Consider the following 20,752-nt stretch of genomic DNA (forward strand, 5'->3'; position numbering starts at 1 on the left):
TAATTTCTCCTCACTTACTCTATATTTTGTATTTGTTCTCTTATTTTCTCCAATTCTGCTTTTATATCCACAACCAGTGATATTATCTCTGTTTTTTGACTTTTAGAACCGATGGTATTTATTTCTCTGTTCATCTCTTGCAATAAAAAGTCTATTTTTTTGCCGATTTCTTTTTCCTTTTCTCCCAAAAAACTTAAAAGTTGACTTATATGCGTATTAAATCTCACTATTTCTTCTGTTACATTTAGTTTATCAGCATATATGGCACTTTCCTGAAGTATTCTGGCATCATCTGCCTCCACTCCGTTTTTTGCAAGCAACTCCGATATTCTTTTCTGCAATTTTTCAAATACGCTTTGCAACATATCTTGTGTATATAGTTCCAATTTATCTATAAGTACTTTTAACAGCTCGACCCTTTTTTGCAAATCTTTTATGATTTTTTGTCCTTCTGCATTTCTCATTACACATAGATTATCCATTGCCAATGATACTGCATTTTTAACCATATTCTCCAGCTCTTTATTCGGCTCACTGTTTTTTGTCATAACTTCAGGTAAATTCAGATATGAAGATATTTTCATATCATTTTCTATATCAAGCTCTCTTTGTATCTTTTCAAAAATAACTTTATAATCGTGTATCTTTTTTTCATCTATACTGTAATTGTCAAGAATACTGTTATTATCTACCTGTATATATATATCTAAGCGTCCTCTTGAAACTTTAGAGTTTACTATAGCTTTTATACTGTCTTCAAAATAGTTCAGTTGTCTTGGCATTTTGCTCACTATTTCGAGATATCTGCTGTTTACGCTTTTTATCTCAACCGTTACCTTTGAGCCGATATCATTTAAAACAGCTCTTCCAAATCCTGTCATACTATTTGCCATAATCTACCTCGTCAACATAAAAATACTACAAATTTTGCTCAAACCATTTCAATATCTGTTCAAGTCTTGATACCCTGCTTTTAATCTTACCTGTTCTTGATAAGTCGTGATTTTCACCTTTATATATTACTAATTTAGTTTTAATATTATTTAATTTAAGATGTGTAAACATCTGCACAGCTTGTTCAAGCGGACACCTATAATCTTCATCGCTGTGTATTATAAGTGTTGGAGTTTTTATATTCTTTACATTTTTAAGTGGAGAATACTCCCACAATTTTTGAACATCAAAATTACAACCGTTCTGATCTGTTGCAAAATAATAACCTATATCACTTGTGGAATAAAAACTTATCCAATTTGATATACATCTTTGTGTTACGGCTACCTTAAATCTGTCTGTCTTACCTATTATACAATTTGTCATATATCCGCCGTACGAACCACCCATTACTCCTAATCTTGAAGAATCTACTGCATTGTATTTTTGTAAAATTATATCTGTAAAATTCATCAAATCATCATAATCGACAGTTCCGTATTTACCTCTTATATCTGCAAATTCATTGTCTTTTCCGTCAGAACCGTGAGGATTGGTGAAAAATACAAAATATCCCTGTTTTGAAAGCAGATACATCTCATATATGAAATTACTTGAATATAAAGTTTTTGGCCCTCCATGTATACAAAGTATCGCCGGATATTTTTTATTCTCATCAAAATTTTGAGGATATAAGATATATCCTTTCATATTTGAATTGTTGGAATTATACTCTATTTCTTCTAATTTATATGAATTTATATGCTTTTCAAATTTTTGTGAAAACTCCGTTATGTTTTTAAGTGAATTATTTTTATAAGAATAAATTTCTCCGATATTCTGTCTGTTAAATCCATAAACTATAAGTTCGTCTTGTAAAAACTCATATTCGTCTACACTTGTAATATTGTCAAAAAATAATTCTATATTTCCATTTTCAAGCTTATATATACTGCATTTTTCATCTTTCGTAAGCTGAAAATACAATGCGTTTTTATGTTTTTTTATACTTCCTTTAGTTTTGTATCTTATATCAGAATTTATTGAATTACCTATGCCATATTTATTGTCAGCATACAAAGATAATGTATTGTCTTTCAATCTGTATAATTTAATATTTTCATTTACACCGTAATCTTTTTGATAGCTTGCCATAACTATCATCTCGCTATCAAGCGAATTTATATATGTAAACTCCACATCATCTTTATCATATAAACAAACATTATCGCCTAATCCTATATCATATGAATACACTTTATTAAATGGAGAATATATCTGCTTTATTCTATTTGCAATGTAATATATTTTCTTAGCTTTATAATCTACTGTTACATCCAATACATGATAATCGTCAGATATTTTGTTATATTTTTGTGTGCTTAAATTATATAGATATAATCTACCTACATCATTATAGGTATATCCCGCCCCATTTTCTACAAAGTTTATTCTCTCAATTTCTTGCTTAAAATCTTCTTTGTCTATATCTTCATCTATTTTTTCATTTGATAAAACCAATATCGTATACTTGTCTATTACAAAAAAATCCGATATATCAAAAGGGATATTAAAATCTTGATTACTTTTTTTTGCACTTATGTCTTGTATACTTATTATAGATTTGAATCTCTTACTTTGTTTTTCGCTCTTAGATACATATATTATGCTGTAATCATCATAAAACTTGGATATAATGGGCTTTTTTTGATTTCTTATTCGAAATGTTTCTCCATTTTTATAGCAAAACAATTTACTTTCATATACATTTTTATCATAATTCATCTTAATCTGCTTAAACATAAGCATATCTGAAGATGGATTTTTTTCAAATGAATTTACAAATCTGAACTTTTTAAAATCATTTATTATATGATCTTTATTTATCATTCTTAGCCTCTTTTTCTTTACATTCACTGCATATTCCAACAAGCTCAAATTGATGTCCTGTAACGTCAAAACCTTCCACTTTTCTATCAGCCAATATTATCGGACAAAAATCTAAAACTTTTTTCTTTCCGCATTCCTTGCAGGATATGTAGTGATTGTGTTTACCGTAATCTTCTTTTACCTTGTACCAACGTCTGTCATCTTTTTCTATTTTTTCTAAAAATCCAATCTCACAAAAAGACTCCAAATTTCTGTATATGGTAGACATATCAGGTTTGGTGCTGAGTTTATCTCTTAAATCATTGACATTTATAAATCCTTCAGTATTTAAAAATATATCTATCATTTCTCGCTTCGCTTTTGTCAATCTCTTCTCTTTTGTCTTTAAAAGCTCTATTATTTCTTGTGCATCCATATCACCACCACCCTAATATTTTATTATTTTTTAACAATTATACCACAATTTATTTTTATAGTCTATTAAAATACAAATATATGAATATTTTAGACCATATTTTAAGGCACAAAAAAACATATTCTAAAATATCATAGAATATGTTTTTTAAATAAATTCTTCATCCATAGTTTTCACTACTCTTTTTATTAAATTTTAGAAATTTATTAATTCTTGCTTGCAAAAAAACTTACGCTGTTACTTATTTAAAACATATAATAATATACCAATAATATTATTATAACATCATACAATAAAAGCAATTTTTGTAATACTAAATATAATTAAGTCTTTTTGGTTTAAAAATATTAATTCACAATATCAAAATCTATTTGTAATGTGCCAATGATATTCTTATTTTTCCTTTTTTTGAAAGTCCATTTGATGATATAAATACGAATCTTCCATAGCCTTTCACTGATATGAGTGAATTTTCTTCTATTTCTTTTGATTGTGAAAATACAGGTTCATAGTTTACCTTCACTCTTTCCGATTTTATAACCGATATTGCTGATGCTCTTGATAAGTTAAAAGCTTCAGCTATTATATTATCAAGCCTGAGCGATGATACACTATAATCTTTTTTTACAAGCTCTATTTCCGTTTCAGTAAGCTCCTCAATAGGAAGTATCTTCCCTTTTATAGAACAATGTCTGATTGATGTTATATTCGATATCATATAATTGCCGATAGCTTCGTCTATCACAACATCTATAAAATCTTTATGGACATATATGTCGCCTATTTTTTCCCTTGTTATCCCTACGGACATAAGAGCTCCCAGACAATCTCTATGGCTTATCTTTTCAAACTTGAAATTTCCATATAGTCTTAATAATTTTATAGGTAACTCCACTTCATATATATAATCAGGATATATGAGAAACATCTTTCTTTCACTGTTTTCGTTTCCGCCTACAGCTTGGTATGATATTTCATTTGAAAAAGCATTTAATACAGAGATGAATAATCTCTGTTCATATGGGTTCATAAAATCGGTTCTTCTTATATCAAAATTATCCAATACACCCTCTAATTTTGATATATTCTTTATTATAAAATCTCTTACATCTTCCTGTTTTATAAATAAAGTATATTTATTTTTATCTATCATCTTGCACCAATCAGAGCTTATTTTCAGCACAACAAATAAACTATTTAAAAATAATAGTTTTTTTTAGAAAACATTGCGATTAATATTATATTTATAAATATAATAAAATCCAATTAAATAATAAAAAACAAAAATTTTCCAATACCATAAAAATCAATGAATTTGAAATTAATTACAATATATTTTTATACAAAAATAAAACATATCAATATAAACTTAAAATATAACAAAACAAATTCTTATCAAAACATTAAATACAAGCCTCAATAGGAAAAATGCTATTATAGGGCTTATATCTATAGCCATAAGCAGACCGAATCTGTCCAATATATTTCTTATAGGCTCCAATATCAGATCTGTAAATTTTATTATAGTTCTGACAGGCTCTTTATATATATCAATACTTGGTATCCAAGATATTATAACTCTTGCCATTATAAGCAAAATGATAGCTTGATAAATCAAATTCAAAGCTTCTATAATTAGATAGACCATCTATGTCTTCCTTTTTTTTCAAATTCTTGATTTATATTTGAATCTATATCCACATTAGGAGGTGCTATTACAAATATTGTATCTGATATTTTTCTTATATCTCCATCTATTGCATATATAGCTCCATTTATAAAGTCAAAAATTTCTTTTTGACATTGTTGTGCATTTCTACCTTCTTCTTTGTTATCTTTCATATTGGCAAAATTAACAACAACGATTTTTTTGTTTTTTAAACTGTCCACTATATTAGCAGCTTCAGAATACTCTTTAGGCTCATATATTATAACCTTTGTCTCTTTAGCTGTATACGCGTTCTCCATTTTTTTAATGTTGTCGCTATTAATAGACATAAATCTCGGTTTCAATGAAGGAGATGATTTTTCTTCTTCCATTTCTACATCGAAATCATCAACATTCTCCAAATCATCAACATCATAATCATTATCTGTAGTAAATACGTTTTTTAGCTTATCAAAAAGTCCCATCTTAGGCTCCTCCTTAAATATTTTTATTATATATTCTCTCTCCAAATATAAGCGTACCAAGTCTTACCATAGTTGCGCCTTCCTCAATAGCTATCTGATAGTCATTACTCATTCCCATAGATAATTCATCAAGTATGACACCGTTTATATTTTTTGAGTTAATTAATGACATAAGTTCTTTCATTTTTTTAAAATATATTCTTGTATTCTCTTTTTCCACTTCGTAAGGAGCCATTCCCATAAGTCCTTTGATTATAATGTTTTTATAATTTTCACTGACTTGTTTTACAAACTCAACCACGCTATTTTCATCTAAGCCGTGTTTTGATTCCTCTTTGGATATGTTGATTTGTATTAGGCACTGTATTGTAATGTCCTTATCTTTTGCTCTTTTGTCAATTTCCTTGGCAAGATCGACGGAATCTAATGAATGTATCAATTTGACCTTGTCTATGATGTGTTTAACCTTATTTTTCTGCAATGTACCAATCTGATGCCAATTATAAGACGGAAAAACCTCCGCTTTTCTCAAAAGCTCCTGAGGCTTATTCTCTCCAAAATCCATAATTCCAAAATCAGCAGCCTCTGCCACTTTATCAACATCTACTGTTTTACTTACAGCTATCAGCTTAACATCTTGATTGTATTTTGATTTTGATTTTGCCTCATTTATCAGATATGATATTTTTTCAAGATTTTCCTTTACTGTTTTTTCCATTGTCATCTTACCTTCTGACCGTCTTTGATGTCTTTTGGTGATAGTATTATCTCGTCATATAACTGCATCTTTGACGGTTCTTCAAAATCATCATATGAAAAACGTACTATTGTATTCTTATCGTCAGATAAAAGTATGTCACCTATTTTTGAAAATTTTGCAACTCCTACTTCATCTACGACATAAACACCTTTTTTACCGTCTGATTCTATTATAGAATCATTTGGAATAATTATTCCCTTTGCATAACTATATATTATTTTAACATTGTCTTTTCTTTTTTTCAAAAAATCATAATCCTCTGATTCCACTTTGAAAAGTCCGACAAATTTGCCATTTGCGTCTTTATAAAAATCATAGAAATATGCATTAAAAGTAATATCTCCTGCTATAACGCTGAGTTTAACATCTCTTCTTATAGATTCTACATCACTTTTTTCTATTTCAGTAGCCAAATAGTAATACTGGTTGTCTACTACATAACCTAATAAATTTCCTTTTTTTACAGAATTTCCATCTATCTCTTTTATATTATTGCTTGCAGAATTTATATCATTAACTGTGATTTTTTTTATATTGTCAAAAGAAAATTTATCTTCAAAGCCATCATAATAATATGATATAACGCCTGACTGCGCAGCTCTCAAATATATATTATTTGATGCAAGCTTGGACTCCAATTCTTTTTTTTGATTTAAAAGCGTTTGAATATCTGCATTTTCATACGAAGCAGTATCTTCCATAACATTTTTCTTTCCGATAAGTGATGCAAGCTCTGCCTTTAATTTAGCAATAGATTTAAAATCGCCATTTTTTATCTTTTCCTGTATATCCATGTATAGAAAATTTATATCATTTTGAAGTTTTCTATTTTCTGTTTCAATGGAATAATTTCCATTGTTATTTTGTATATCATCAATTTGTATATTAAGTCTTGTAAGTATAGCTATATCATTTTCTCCTGAAGATGAGTCTTGAACCTTGCATATAACAGCATCTTTAGGAACTCTGTCTCCTTGATTGTAGAATTTGGTTAAAATACCTTCTCTACCACTGATTATCGGTACATTCTTTCTTATTATAACGACATCTTTGGTTATGGATTTTTGCATTTCTCCCAAGTCGGCTATCTTAGTTTGTATTATGCTCTTACTTATCTCAGATTGTATATATACTATACCGTATGCAATAAACGCTACTACTGTAAGAACACTTCCCAAAATATATAAATTTATTTTTTTCTTATTCTTCTTTTTTTTAATTGCCATAAAATTCTAAATTTCGCCTTTTATCTTTTTACAAAAAAATTCATCTTTAAAATAAATTATCAAAAATTATAATTTAAAATATGATTATAGACAAATTTAGTTAAATCAATAATTTAAACCATACAAAAACACTAAATATATTGTTTTATAAAGTATTAGAGTTCATTCTATCACATTTTAAAAAAATAATAAAGTATTTTTACAAATTTTTTAATACTTTTTTCATAACAAAAACCCATTTATAAACAAATATATCTATTTTGTCTATGATACAAATATTTCTTCACTTAAATTTTCTGATTTTTTATCTCTCTTCATCAAATCTTTTATTCCTTGATTTATATCACAATCGTTATAAATTACATCATATATTGTTTTTGTTATCGGCATGGAGACATTGTGTTTTACGGACAAAGTATATCCTGCCAACGTAGTGCTGATTCCTTCTACTATCATTCCTACTTTTTCTTGAACCTGCATTCTATTTAAACCTTGTGCTATATATAAACCTGCTCTTTTATTTCTCGAATGTTTAGAAGTGCAAGTCACTATCAAATCACCTATACCGCTAAGTCCTGAAAATGTTGTCGGATTTGCTCCCAACTTTATGCCCAATCTCGAAATTTCGTGTATTCCCCTTGTTATTATAGCAGCTTTCGTATTATCACCATAGCCTATGGCATCACATACTCCGCTTCCAAGGGCAATTATATTTTTTAATGCGCCTCCAAGCTCAACTCCTATTATATCAACATTAGTATAAACTCTAAAATAGTCATTGGAAAATATATGCTGAACTTTTTTTGCCATATTCAAATCTTTAGACGAAGATACTATAGTTGTAGGCATTTTTTTTGAAACTTCTTCTGCATGAGAAGGTCCTGACAATACCACAAAATTGTTTTTTCCTATAATTTCATCATATATCTGAGATATTCTCAAATTTGTCCCTGTTTCTATTCCTTTTGATACATTAACCACAATTTGTTCGGACTTTAGATATGGTTTTAATAATTCTATATACTGTCTTGTGGATTGCGCAGTAACTGATAATATTATTATATCAGCAAATTTTATTGCAAATTCCAAATCATTTGTATATTTTATTCCTTTTGGAAATACAATATCTTTCAAATATTTTGAATTTGTATTGTTATTTATAAATTCATCTAATTGCTCTTTTCTTCTCATATATAGGCACACGTCCTGATTGTTCTCTTTCAGCACCAAAGCCAATGAACTCCCCCAACTGCCTGCACCTATTACAGATACTTTCATCTCTACCTCCTAGGACTTTTTTTCACCCAATTTCCTCTCTGTATGATTAATAAGCCTTTTAATATTTTCATTATGTTTATATGCAACTATACAAAATATGAAGAACGTAAATGCCGCATAGTGCAAAGGATTATTAAAAAGTATTATCACTATATTTACTATAAATAATGTAACCAATGCTGCAAGTGAAACATATCTCTTTATATATAAAAGAGTAAGTCCTACAACAGCACATAAAAGAATCTCTTTTATAAAAAGACAAAACAATATTCCAAGAGTTGTGGCTACTCCCTTTCCGCCTCGAAAACCAAGCATCACAGGATATATATGCCCAAGTACAACAAAAACTGCTGAAACAAGTGCATAGTCCATTCCCCAAAAATATTTCACTACAAAAACTGTAAAAAATCCTTTGAAAAAATCTACTAAAAACACAAAAAGAGCAACTTTTTTACCCATAACTCTCAATGCATTTGTAGTTCCTGCATTACCTGATTCTACATTTCTTATATCTATATTTTTGTATTTTTTTGCAAATATATATGATGGCGATATATTACCAATCATATACGAAAATAATATTATAAGAACAATTTCCAAAACTTTCCTCCAAATTATAACCTATTGTGATTATTCTAAAACCGCTTTCATTTTATCACAGTTGTTTCAATATTTCAATCTTAAGCAAATAACTACGACTAAAAATTTAATAGATTTTAAAATTTTGTAAAATTATCCCTTTAATTATCGCATCTTGCATATATTCCACAAGGCAGTAACAAGTCTTGATTTTTTATAGGTAGTGCAATTTCACCTGAATATATATTTTCAAATTTTTCACTTATTTTTGAAGTTGTTATTGCATTTTTCAAAGAAATAGGTGACAAGCCTGTAGTATATGAATTTATTATCATAAATAAAGGTCTATCTACAAGTATTTCATTTACAAGCTCAAATAATCTTGCAAGCGAATCTTCCAACTTCCATATTTCTCCATTTGCACCTCTTCCATAAGATGGGGGATCCATTATTACGGCATCATATTTTCTGCCTCTTCTAATCTCTTTTTCTATAAACTTGAACACATCATCTACTATATATCTTATAAAATTATTTTCTATTCCTGAAAGCTTTGCATTTTCTTTTGCTATCAATGTCATACCTTTTGAAGCGTCAACATGAACAACTTCTTTTGCACCGGCTTTTGACGCATTGCAAGTGGCACATCCTGTATATGCAAATAAATTCAAAACTCTCACACCTCTATTTGCATTTTCAATCTTATCTTTAGCATAGTCCCAATTTACAGCTTGCTCAGGAAATATACCTGTATGTTTAAAGCCTGTGGGTTTGACATTAAATGTCAAGTTTTTATATTTCACAGTCCAACTTTGCGGTAATCTCGTTTTGAACTCCCAACTTCCGCCACCTTTATTGCTTCTGTGATAAATTGCGTCATATGTGTTAAATTCTCCATCATCTATATCGCTTTTCCAAAATATTTGAGGATCAGGGCGTCTTAATACATAATCTCCCCAACGCTCTAATTTTTCACCATCTCTCGTAGCTATTATCTCATAGTCTTTCCACTTATCAGAAATTAAAAGCATCCTATTTAATCTTCCTTCCCATTATCTTTATATAAATTTTTTAATATTCAAAAAACACATTATTTTAATCTATACTAAAAATCTTTTTACTGATTTTCCATTCAAATAATTACATTTACATCCTTGTGTCAAATTATTTTTAATCATATACTCCTCAATGTAGTCTTTTATTTTCCACCATGACACACCGTAGTTGCAAAATACTGTATCTTCTTTAGGTGCTCTGCCAACAAGCCTTTGCACTACAATATTTTTATCTAAATACGCTAAGAATTCTCCTGCTTTTTCAACATAATCCTGCAATGTCTTGACATCCAATTTGCCTGAGATATAATCTTTTTCCATATCTGTATTTTTAGCTATATATAGGCTGTGCATTTTTACAAAGTCAATTTTTAAAGCCGATAAAATTTTTGCACCTTCTATAACATCTGTTAAATCGTCATAAGGCAAGTTCAAAATCATATGCGTAGATATGTCAAAGCCGTATTTTTTTATCATAATGACTGCATCTATATATTCAGCTAATGTATGTCCTCTGTTTATCTTGATGAGCGTCTTGTAATTAACACTTTGAAGCCCCATCTCTATACATATATTTATATTATTCTCATATTTAATTTTTTTCAATATTTCAAGATATGACTCATTTATACAATCAGGTCTTGTAGATATTGCAATTTCTACCACATCATCTCTTACAACACTCATCATACATTTTTCAAATATATCTAACGGCATAAAAGTATTTGTAAAGTTTTGAAAATATGCCACAAATTTTTTGGCTTTGTATTTTGTGCCTATATATTCTATATTTTGTACAAGCTGACTTGTTATACTTATTTCATTTGACAACATTTCAAAGCCTACTGCAACATCTGAACAATATGTGCAGCCATTGCCACCATCTAATCTATTGGGGCAAGTTACCGGAAGATTTACAGGTATCTTATACACCTTTTCATTGTATTTTTCTTTCAGATATGATGAATATGAATTATAAAGCATATTATTTCCTTTTTAATATATACATAGATTTTTTATTTAGCAATAATCAAAAAATATATTGCCATAACTACTGACAAAACTACTCTATAAAGTCCAAATGCTATAAAATTATGTTCTTTCACATACTTCATAAATTTTCTTATCACAATTAAGGCAAATATGAATGACAATACTGTTCCAAGCAATATCAAAAAAACTTGCCACATACTCATAGGAGTTCCTCTTAATATAGCTTTTACTATTTTTAATGATGTTGCCCCAAACATTGTAGGTATTGCCAAAAAAAATGAAAATTCTGCCGAAACTGTTCTGCTACAGCCAAGCAACATGGCACCTATTATTGTAGCTGCAGAACGAGAAGTTCCCGGTACAAGTGCAATACATTGAGCCAATCCTATAAGCAAGGCCGTTTTATAGCTCATATCCGCTATTGATTTTATCTTAGCTTTTTTATGCCTTGCTTCAATAAATATTATTACTATTCCCCAAACAAACAACGTAGTCATAACTACATACGGATTCATCAATTTTTCATCTATGAAATCATCAAATTTGAGGCCAAGCACAGCAGCAGGCAAAACACCTATTATTACTCTTTTCCATATTTCTATTGTTTCTCTTTTCTTGCTTGCACTTTTTTTGTAAGAAAAAGGATTCAATTTGTTAAAGTAGATTAAAATAACTGATAATATTGCTCCAAGCTGTATTATTATTGAAAACATATTTGCAAAACTCTCAGGTTTGAGCTTTATAAATTCATTTACAAGTATTAAATGCCCTGTAGAGCTGACAGGAATAAATTCCGTAATGCCTTCCACTAATGATAATATTACAACTTTAATTATATCAAGCATATTGCCTCCAAATATTATATGTATATATGTTTTTATTTTAAACAATATCAAATCTTTCAAGTATTTTATAAAGATATTTTTCTGCTCTTTCAAATTCTATAAAATATGGGCTTGTGCATATTGTAACTATATCCGCTCTTTCATAACACTTGGCTATGGCATCAATCTTAAGCTCATCATCTATATAATCCATATCTTTACTGAAAAAATCCAAATCTATATCTAAAACTATACTGTTATAGTTATATAATTCTTTGCTGATATTGTCAATACTATATAAAGAATCAACAATTGCCACGTCCTTTATAAAACCTCCGTTTATTAAAGGCACAATAAAATTTCCGACATTTAAGTGATAATTTGTATATAAAAATGCTATTTTATCATAGTATGAAAAAATGTCATCAATTATATTTTTAAAAAAAGTATAATCATTTTTTGAAATATCATAATTTTCATTTAAACTAATATTTTCTACAAAATTTGATATGTTTTTAAAATCCCTTTCAATCTCAAACCTATACTTTTCAAGACAATCATATTCATTTGACAAAAAAGTGTTTAAAAATTCCTGCAAACTGTATTTAGGCACCCTCATGTCTTTATGTTGGTCAAAATGTATCATCATATTTTTTAAATTATATTGAGCGATTTTTTCAGTTAAATATGTGATTTTTTCATTTTTATTTATGTAAGAATTTATAAATTCTATATAATTTTCTTCATCAAGCATCTTTTTTAGTTTTTCAAAAATTGTATAAGCAACAAAATAAAAACAATGATTGTGATTATCAAAAATATATATATGTTTACCATTTTTCTCAATATGCAAAAAATTTTTCAAGCCGAATACATTCATTTCTTCTTTATTTTCGTCAATTTCGCTGAATGCTACTTTATCAGATAGTTTCAGCTCATTCAATACATTGTTTTTGTTGGCATACACATCTATTAAAGGTGGTACATATATACTTTTGTTTTTTCTCATATTATATGAAAATTCATTGTTTCCAAGCATTTCATTTATATAAAAACCTTTATATATCATTTATATCTCCAACAAATAATTTTAATTTATATACTAAAACCTATTCAAAATAACAAGTACTACTATAAAATACATTTGAATGTGTTTGATTAAAGAGATTGCTGACGATGTCTTAGATAAAAATTATCCTAATAAAACAATTCAATTTAAGATTTTTATTATATGCCTATTTAATTAGATATTAGACTTTATTACAGAAAAAAAGAGCTATTTAAAACAAAACTAAGCTCTTTTTTAATTTATTTTTAAAAATATTTTCACTAATCTACCAATTTACTTCCACCTATAAATTCTCTTAATATAGATGTATTCGGTATATCAGATTCATCATCTATGCTCAAAAAATACTGTGTAAACTTCAATATTCTCTTAGCCTCTTTATAATATGGTGAATCAGGACTGATTTCTTCTAAAAGCGGTTCGATATATTTTTTCATAGCTGAAAGTTCATATATGAGTGCTGAATTGAACATTATATCAGCATTTTCCTGAAATACGAATATATTTTTTCTTTCTCCTTCATTTACTGAATCCCACATATCCATAGTAGCTTCAGCCGAATATCCTCTGTGTGAATTGTCTCTTATTATTCGTCTAATCAATCTAACATCTGTTGTAGATATGCTATTGTACTCGTCCAAACTTAATTGTGTAAGTTCAGAAACATATATTTTATACTTATATGCTGATGATATCGCCTCCGTAAGTGCAGGGTTAAGTCCATGTATCCCTTCTATGATTATAGGTTGGTCTTCACCTATTTTTGTAGGTATTGTATCTGTATCATCTTTTCTTTTTCCTGTTATAAAATCATACACAGGCAGTTTAACTTCATATCCTGATATGAGCATATCCAAGTCTTCATTGAATTTTTCTACATCAAGAGCTTTTAAAGATTCAAAATCTCTTTTTCCATTTTTATCAGGTATATTTTTATCTCTATCTATAAAATAATTATCCATAGATATTGATATAGGTCTTTTTTTGCTTGCAATAAGCTGTATTTTCAATCTTTGAGAAAAGCTCGTTTTTCCCGAAGATGAAGGACCTGCTATAAGTATGATTTTTTTGTTATCTCTACATATAACATCTGAAATTTCACAGATTTTCTTTTCGTGATACGCTTCCGCATACCTGATTATATCGTGATAACTTCCATTTTTTACAGCATTGTTCAACTCGAGCGCTGTAGGTATATTTATAGTTTTCGCCCAATCTTTAGCCTCTGAATATATAGAGAACAGTCTCGGTTCGTGTTTGAATTCTGTCAATTTATCAGGGTTATTTACATCAGGTCCTAATAAAACCACTCCACCATTACATAAACGTATATTATATATTTTAAGATAATCTGTAGATGGTACCATATATCCGTAAAAATAATTCTTATATCCGTCTAAATCATATATGTTCACCTTTTCGTCTTTTCTATAATCTAAAAGTCCAAGCTTATGAATATCATTTTTATAAAATTCTTTTGCATCTTCAACATCAAGTTCACTTCTTGTTATAGGTAAACCTGAATCCGTTATTTTTTTCATTTCTTCATATATATTACTCACATAATTCCTATTTATTGGATTTGATTTTTCTTCTATATCACAGAAAAAACCGTTGCTTAGTGAATGTTCAATTCTACATATAGCTGTATCACTGATCCTTTTCAATGCAACTAAAAATACAAATGAAAGGCTTCTCATATACACGTTTCTTGCATCTTTTGAAGATATATCAAGTAATTCTATATTTGCATCTTCATATAAATCAGTTGTCAACTCTTTGAGATTATTATCCACAATAGCAATTGTTATAATATATTTATATTCTTTTTGGATGTCATACTTTTTAATGAATTTCTCAATAGTAGAACCTTCTTCTAAAGCATAATTCTTGCCCTTATATTTTATATTCATCAAACACCTCTTTAATATAAATAATTTTACTGTAAAGTTAAAAATTTCTAAACAAAAAACTGCAAAGCCTTATGTCAAATATTTCATAAATATTGTAGCAAGTCCTAAAAAGCATCCAAAACCCGCCATATCAGTCATAGTAGTTACAAATACTGATGATGCCACAGCAGGATCTATATTAAATTTTTTAAGAGTTATCGGTACAAAAAATCCTCCAATTGCTGATACTAATATGTTAAACAGTAAAGCACATGATATTATTACACCAAACGCTATATTTCTCACTCTTATATATGTTATAACACCTATCAAAACACCTATTATAAGTCCGTCCATTATTGCAACACATAATTCTTTTTTCAGTACGTCTTTTTCATTTTCGTAATTAAGCTCTCCCATTGCTATACCTCTTATCATTATAGTCAATGTCTGTGTTGCCGCATTGCCTCCCATACCTGCAACTATTGGCATAAAAGTTGCAAGAGCTACTATTTGAGATATTGTGCCTTCAAAAAAGCCAACTACACTTGATGCGAGCATTGCTGTAAAAAGATTTATTGTAAGCCACATAGATCTGCTTTTTACAGATGTAAGTATATCTCCGGTAAGTTCTTCTTCTGTATCAAGTCCGGCCATGTGATACATATCTTCCGTATGTTCTTCCGTTATTACGTTCATAATATCGTCAAACGTTATTATACCTAAGATTTCATTGTTTTTTTCATCAACTACCGGCATGGATGCAAAACCATATTTTTCGAACAAAACGGCAACTTCCTCCTGGTCCGTATTTACATCTACACTTATTACGGAAGTTATCATCTCGTCTTTTATCTTAGTATCACTATTGCAGGTAAGTATCTGTCTTAATTGTACAACTCCCTTTAAAATATTATCATCATCTACCACATATACATAGTATGGCGTTTGATAATCAGGAGCCATTTTTCTCAGATATGCAATGGTTTCATCCATGGTCATATCTTCTTTTACTGTCAAAAACTCGGTTGCCATTATACCGCCGGCTGTATCTGACGGATACTCCAGCAATTCTTTTATTTCATCTTTATCTTCTTCGTCAAGATACTCAAATATATCTTGCTTTTGTTCTTCGTCCGCTTCTTCCAACATATCTACCAATTCATCAGAAGATATATCGGGGATTACATTATTTTTTCTGTCTTCAGATATCTTATTAATTATATCTAATTTATCTTCTATTTCTGCTTCGTTGATAAGTTCTACTATATAATCATCAGGAAGTTTTTCTATTATATTATAAAATTCTTCTTCATAGTTTTCAAGAAACTCCAAAAAGTCTACAGGATGTATCTCTTCAACTATTTCTCGTATCTTTTCTTTATCTGTTTCTTTAAGCAGAGAGAATATTATTTCTTCAATATTTTTGTTATATATACTTATCAACCCTTTTCACTATAATTTTTTCACAAAATTTGTTATTTAAAAATAACTCCTTTTTCCAACTTATTGCCTCTTAAAAAATCTTCTATCATCATTTTCTTTTTTCCTGCCATCTGCACTTGTAAAAGAGATATGTCTTTTGTAGCCGTTGTCACAACAAGTTCATTTTCATCACATTTTACTATCATGCCTACTTTATCTGATGACTTGTCTTCTAATTTTTTTGCTTTGAATATTTTAAAATTTGTATCATTATATATGCTGAAAGAATTTAAACCTCTTATAGTGTTTATTATTTCATCTGCCGATTTTGAATAATCTATATGCCCCATTTCTTTTGTTATAAGTGTACAATATGTTGCATTTTGATGATTTTGTTGTAATCTTGGCAAATCCATACTCATATTTAACATATTTATAATATTCCCAAGTGTTTTTTCGCTTAATTTGGCGAGTTTTTCTGTTAAACTTACATAATCGTCATCTAATGATATTTCAAGTTCATCTTTCAGTATTATATCTCCACTGTCGAGTTCTTCATTCATATACATGGTTGTAATGCCTGTAATATTGTCTCCGTTTAAAAGACAAGTATTTATAGGAGATGCACCTCTATATTTCGGAAGTAATGAGGCGTGTACATTTATACAACCATATTTAGGCATATTCAGTATCTCTGTTGGCAATATTTTCCCATAAGCAGTTACTATTATAATATCAGGATTAATTTGCCTTATTTTATCTATAGCTTCCTGACTTTTTATGTCTTCCGGTTGATATACCCCTAATCCAAGCTCTAACGCTCTTTTTTTAACCGGTGGCATTTCTATTTTCATATTTCTGCCTTGTTTTTTATCTGTTCTGGTTATTACTAAACCTACATCCACACCTTTTGATATAAGTGTATCTAATGAGTTCACCGCAAATTGCGGCGTACCCATAAAAATAGCTTTCATAGTTTTATCATTCCTTTATTATTCTTGTGTGTTTTCAAGTTTATCTATATATAATATACCATTTAAGTGGTCAATTTCATGACATATTGCTCTTGCAAAAAAATTTCTCGCTTCAAACTCTACATCTTCAAAATTCTCATTTTTAGCTTTTACTATTATATGTGAAGGTCTTTTTACTTCTCCGCTTCTCTCCGGAACACTTAAGCATCCCTCCAACCCAACTTGCTCTCCGTCTTGTTTTATAATTTCCGGATTTATGAGTACTATTGCTCCATCAGGAATATCTTCACCTTTTCCAAGCTGTTCATCATCTTCATCCACATCTCCAACATCCACTACAACCACTCTTTTAAGTACACCTACTTGTGGGGCGGCAAGACCTACTCCTTCATTAAGATACATTGTTTCTTTCATATCTTCTATGAGATTTATTATGTTTTCATTTAATTCTTCCACCACTCTTGATGTCTTTCTGAGTATCGGATCGCCTTCTATTCTCAAATTTCTTATCGCCATTGTATTTCCTTTCTATTAACTTATAGTAATTTAACCTCATTATATAAATAAAAACCTATTTGCAAATCAGTGTTTTCAAATCTTATTCATCAAAAATAAGATTATTGAATTAAATTTTTTAATGTTTTGCTAAAATAATCTTCAAATTTTACAAAACTTTTATATTTATTAATTTTATCATAAATTTTGTATATATTCAAATTTTATAATCAGTTTTTTTGAATATACTCAATACTTATTTTATTTTTGTTAAATTATATCTTTTGTGATATAATTACTTATATTTATTTCAAAGATATTCACATTTATACAAAATTTGAAAGGGTTATCATGGAAATTGAATTTTTAATAGGATTTTTTGTTTTCCTGTTCGGAGCCACATTCGGAAGTTTTTACAACGTTGTAATATATAGAATTCCTCTTGATATGTCTATTGCCAAAGGGCGTTCCATGTGCTTTTCCTGCAAACATAATTTAAATGCATTGGATTTATTCCCGCTGTTCAGCTACATATTTCTTAGAGGTAAATGCAGATATTGCGGAGAAAAAATATCTATCAGATACTTTTTGGTAGAATTGCTTACCGGCATATTATTCTTAGTTGCTTATATCAAATTTTCCATATCATATGAGTTTGTCCTTATGATAACTTTTTGGTCTATGCTTGTTATTGTCGGATTTATAGACTTTGATACCATGGCTATATACGATATAGTACTTGTTGTATTTTCTTCGATAATCCTTATTATTTTATTTTTATATAAAGGTATTGAAATAAAACATAATATATTTGCAGCATTTATCGGCTTTGCAATATATTATACAATATATTTTGTAGCTAAAATAATATATAAACAAGAAGTGTTCGGATTTGGCGATGTACTTCTAAATACATCTATAGGTCTCGTACTGGGATATCCGAAAATTATAATTGCATCATTTCTATCGTTTTTTATAGGCTTGTTTTTTATAATAATCCTTGCTTTAATTGGAAAAAAAATACAGCTTAAACAAGAAATTCCTTTTGGTCCGTATATGTGCATATCCGCTTTTTTAATGAGTCTGTACGGTCAAAATATTATAGATTTTTATATGAGCACTTTTATAAATTTTTAATTTGTATTTTACTATTTAAAATGACATATAGTAATAAATGTGATTGATTACAAACAGCACTGTTTTACATTTTTATTTGAAATAGGCAATTACAAAATTTAGGAGAATAAATTTGATAGTTTTTAATGATGTTTCTAAAATTTATGATAAAAAAAAGAGTTATGCTCTAAAAAATATTAATATTACCATAGATGACAGTGAATTTGTATTTTTGATAGGTTCATCAGGTGCAGGTAAATCAACACTTATAAAATTATTACAAAGTGAAATTACGCCAACGTCGGGAAACTTAACTGTAAACGGAATAAATACGTCCACTTTATCAGGCAGAACTTTACCAAAATATCGCAGAAAAATAGGTATGATATTTCAAGATTTTAGGCTGTTAAACAACAAGACAGTATATGAAAATATAGCTTTTGCAATGGAGATATTGGGCAGTCCTTCTAAAGTTATAAAAAAAGATGTTAAACAAGTTTTAGAATTGGTTGGCTTGGAAAATAAAGAAAAGTCCTATCCTAACGAACTGTCAGGCGGAGAACAGCAAAGAATAAGCATTGCAAGAGCCATAATAAACAGACCGTCTCTGCTTATAGCGGACGAACCGACAGGCAATTTGGACGCAAAAAACTCCATGCAAATAATAAATCTGCTTGATGCCATAAATTCTCATGGTACTACTGTAATTGTAGCTACCCACGACAAAGAAATAGTAAATAAAATGAAAAAAAGAGTAATAAAAATAGAAAACGGAGAAATATTAAGTGATATACAAAAGGGGCAATATATATGAATAAATTGTTTTTTTATATAAAAGAGGCATTTAAGAGTATATTTCGCAGCAAAAACACATCATTTGCAACTGTATTTTCTATGACAATCACTCTTTTTATCTTAGGTATAGTATTGTTTATCGTCTTAAATATAAACCATTTTGTAATTACAACAAGGCAGGATTTCAGTGGCATACAGATTTTTTTAAAAAACGATGTGGATAAAGATGGAATAGAAGAATTTAGAGATTTTTTAGAGCATAACAGAAATTTTTCAGACATACAGTTTGTATCTAAAGAAGAAACAATGAAAAAATTCATACAAAACATGGAAAATGACTCTAATTTATTTGATGATATAAATAATCCTTGTGAGAATTCGTTCATAGTTCATATAAACGATACACAAATTTTTTCAAAATTAGTTGAAGAGCTAAAAACAAACTCACAAGTATCAAGTATTTCATACTATGCAGATACGCTAAACATACTCATAAAAATATCCAAAATAATAAGTATAGTAAGTATAGCAATAATTTTTATACTATTTATGCTTTCACTTCTAATAATTGAAAATATGATAAAAGTTACTATATTTTCAAGAATGCGAGAAATAAATATAATGAAAACTATAGGAGCTACAAACTGGTTTATAAGGTGGCCGTTTATAATTGAAGGTGCAATACTCGGTTTTATAGGTTCATTAGTCTCTTTCAGTCTGCTTAACTTTATATATGTTGAATTATATATGAATTTATCAAATTCAAATATATTTTTACAATATATGATTGATAAAGATATCATGTCACATCTTATATTTTCACTATTTTTGTGCGCAGGAATCGGAATTGGTATATTAGGCTCCATAACTTCACTTAGAAAATATTTAAAGGTTTAAAAT

The 20,752-nt window shown here is 28.7% G+C and carries 21 protein-coding genes; 3 read left to right on the top strand and 18 right to left on the bottom strand.

The window, feature by feature from the left end:
* Positions 1-14 precede the first annotated feature (14 nt).
* The 18 genes from HMPREF9630_RS08855 to def all read right to left on the bottom strand — a co-directional run bounded on the left by HMPREF9630_RS08855 (position 15) and on the right by def (position 17,962).
* Positions 15-893, bottom strand: coding sequence for a YicC/YloC family endoribonuclease (locus HMPREF9630_RS08855; RefSeq protein ID WP_009528245.1), 879 nt, complete (start codon positions 891-893; stop codon positions 15-17).
* A gap of 25 nt (positions 894-918) precedes the next feature.
* Positions 919-2,823, bottom strand: coding sequence for an alpha/beta hydrolase family protein (locus HMPREF9630_RS08860; RefSeq protein WP_009528246.1), 1,905 nt, complete (start codon positions 2,821-2,823; stop codon positions 919-921).
* Positions 2,813-3,238, bottom strand: a complete 426-nt coding sequence (locus HMPREF9630_RS08865) for a Fur family transcriptional regulator (RefSeq protein WP_009528247.1) — start codon at positions 3,236-3,238, stop codon at positions 2,813-2,815. The genes HMPREF9630_RS08860 and HMPREF9630_RS08865 overlap by 11 nt, the downstream gene beginning before the upstream one ends.
* A 367-nt stretch (positions 3,239-3,605) precedes the next feature.
* Entirely contained in the window at positions 3,606-4,391 is a 786-nt protein-coding gene (locus HMPREF9630_RS08870) for a YlmH family RNA-binding protein (RefSeq protein ID WP_009528248.1), read from the bottom strand.
* Between the two features lie 216 nt (positions 4,392-4,607).
* On the bottom strand, positions 4,608-4,886 hold the full coding sequence (locus HMPREF9630_RS08875; protein WP_009528249.1) for a YggT family protein: 279 nt from the start codon (positions 4,884-4,886) through the stop codon (positions 4,608-4,610).
* Positions 4,874-5,371, bottom strand: coding sequence for a cell division protein SepF (locus tag HMPREF9630_RS08880; protein WP_009528250.1), 498 nt, complete (start codon positions 5,369-5,371; stop codon positions 4,874-4,876). Before HMPREF9630_RS08880 ends, HMPREF9630_RS08875 begins: the two co-directional genes overlap by 13 nt.
* A 13-nt stretch (positions 5,372-5,384) precedes the next feature.
* Positions 5,385-6,095, bottom strand: coding sequence for a YggS family pyridoxal phosphate-dependent enzyme (locus tag HMPREF9630_RS08885; RefSeq protein ID WP_100216163.1), 711 nt, complete (start codon positions 6,093-6,095; stop codon positions 5,385-5,387).
* The gene (locus tag HMPREF9630_RS08890; protein WP_009528288.1) at positions 6,092-7,357 is read right to left on the bottom strand and encodes a biotin/lipoyl attachment domain-containing protein; all 1,266 of its coding nucleotides are present in this window, start codon (positions 7,355-7,357) and stop codon (positions 6,092-6,094) included. The genes HMPREF9630_RS08885 and HMPREF9630_RS08890 overlap by 4 nt, the downstream gene beginning before the upstream one ends.
* A 264-nt stretch (positions 7,358-7,621) precedes the next feature.
* Positions 7,622-8,635: an NAD(P)H-dependent glycerol-3-phosphate dehydrogenase gene (locus HMPREF9630_RS08895; RefSeq protein ID WP_009528252.1), complete on the bottom strand. Its 1,014-nt coding sequence runs from the start codon at positions 8,633-8,635 to the stop codon at positions 7,622-7,624.
* Between the two features lie 9 nt (positions 8,636-8,644).
* Positions 8,645-9,235: a glycerol-3-phosphate 1-O-acyltransferase PlsY gene (plsY, locus tag HMPREF9630_RS08900; protein ID WP_009528253.1), complete on the bottom strand. Its 591-nt coding sequence runs from the start codon at positions 9,233-9,235 to the stop codon at positions 8,645-8,647.
* 140 nt (positions 9,236-9,375) lie between these two features.
* Positions 9,376-10,245, bottom strand: a complete 870-nt coding sequence (locus tag HMPREF9630_RS08905) for a class I SAM-dependent methyltransferase (protein WP_009528254.1) — start codon at positions 10,243-10,245, stop codon at positions 9,376-9,378.
* Positions 10,246-10,314: 69 nt separating this feature from the next.
* The gene (gene mnmL, locus HMPREF9630_RS08910; RefSeq protein WP_009528255.1) at positions 10,315-11,253 is read right to left on the bottom strand and encodes a tRNA modification radical SAM protein MnmL/YtqA; all 939 of its coding nucleotides are present in this window, start codon (positions 11,251-11,253) and stop codon (positions 10,315-10,317) included.
* A 32-nt stretch (positions 11,254-11,285) separates the two neighbouring features.
* Entirely contained in the window at positions 11,286-12,107 is an 822-nt protein-coding gene (locus tag HMPREF9630_RS08915; protein WP_009528256.1) for an undecaprenyl-diphosphate phosphatase, read from the bottom strand.
* A gap of 37 nt (positions 12,108-12,144) precedes the next feature.
* Entirely contained in the window at positions 12,145-13,155 is a 1,011-nt protein-coding gene (locus HMPREF9630_RS08920) for a hypothetical protein (protein WP_009528257.1), read from the bottom strand.
* A gap of 260 nt (positions 13,156-13,415) precedes the next feature.
* Positions 13,416-15,068 carry a nucleoside kinase gene (locus HMPREF9630_RS08925; RefSeq protein WP_009528258.1) on the bottom strand — a complete coding sequence of 551 codons (1,653 nt, stop codon included), beginning with the start codon at positions 15,066-15,068 and terminating at the stop codon, positions 13,416-13,418.
* Between the two features lie 69 nt (positions 15,069-15,137).
* On the bottom strand, positions 15,138-16,493 hold the full coding sequence (gene mgtE / locus HMPREF9630_RS08930; protein WP_009528259.1) for a magnesium transporter: 1,356 nt from the start codon (positions 16,491-16,493) through the stop codon (positions 15,138-15,140).
* A gap of 32 nt (positions 16,494-16,525) precedes the next feature.
* Positions 16,526-17,446, bottom strand: a complete 921-nt coding sequence (gene fmt / locus HMPREF9630_RS08935; protein WP_009528260.1) for a methionyl-tRNA formyltransferase — start codon at positions 17,444-17,446, stop codon at positions 16,526-16,528.
* A gap of 18 nt (positions 17,447-17,464) precedes the next feature.
* Positions 17,465-17,962: a peptide deformylase gene (gene def, locus HMPREF9630_RS08940; protein WP_009528261.1), complete on the bottom strand. Its 498-nt coding sequence runs from the start codon at positions 17,960-17,962 to the stop codon at positions 17,465-17,467.
* A 330-nt stretch (positions 17,963-18,292) separates the two neighbouring features.
* On the opposite strand from def, the gene HMPREF9630_RS08945 reads away from it, so the two are divergent.
* The 3 genes from HMPREF9630_RS08945 (at position 18,293) to ftsX (ending at position 20,749) form a co-directional block, all read left to right on the top strand.
* Positions 18,293-19,078, top strand: a complete 786-nt coding sequence (locus tag HMPREF9630_RS08945) for a prepilin peptidase (RefSeq protein ID WP_009528069.1) — start codon at positions 18,293-18,295, stop codon at positions 19,076-19,078.
* 112 nt (positions 19,079-19,190) lie between these two features.
* On the top strand, positions 19,191-19,871 hold the full coding sequence (gene ftsE / locus HMPREF9630_RS08950) for a cell division ATP-binding protein FtsE (RefSeq protein ID WP_009528070.1): 681 nt from the start codon (positions 19,191-19,193) through the stop codon (positions 19,869-19,871).
* Complete coding sequence (ftsX, locus tag HMPREF9630_RS08955; protein ID WP_009528071.1) at positions 19,868-20,749, top strand: permease-like cell division protein FtsX; 882 nt, start codon at positions 19,868-19,870, stop codon at positions 20,747-20,749. Before ftsE ends, ftsX begins: the two co-directional genes overlap by 4 nt.
* Positions 20,750-20,752: the final 3 nt, after the last annotated feature.

Origin of the sequence: Peptoanaerobacter stomatis, from assembly GCF_000238095.2 — a bacterium.
In the GTDB taxonomy this organism is placed as follows: domain Bacteria; phylum Bacillota; class Clostridia; order Peptostreptococcales; family Filifactoraceae; genus Peptoanaerobacter; species Peptoanaerobacter stomatis_A.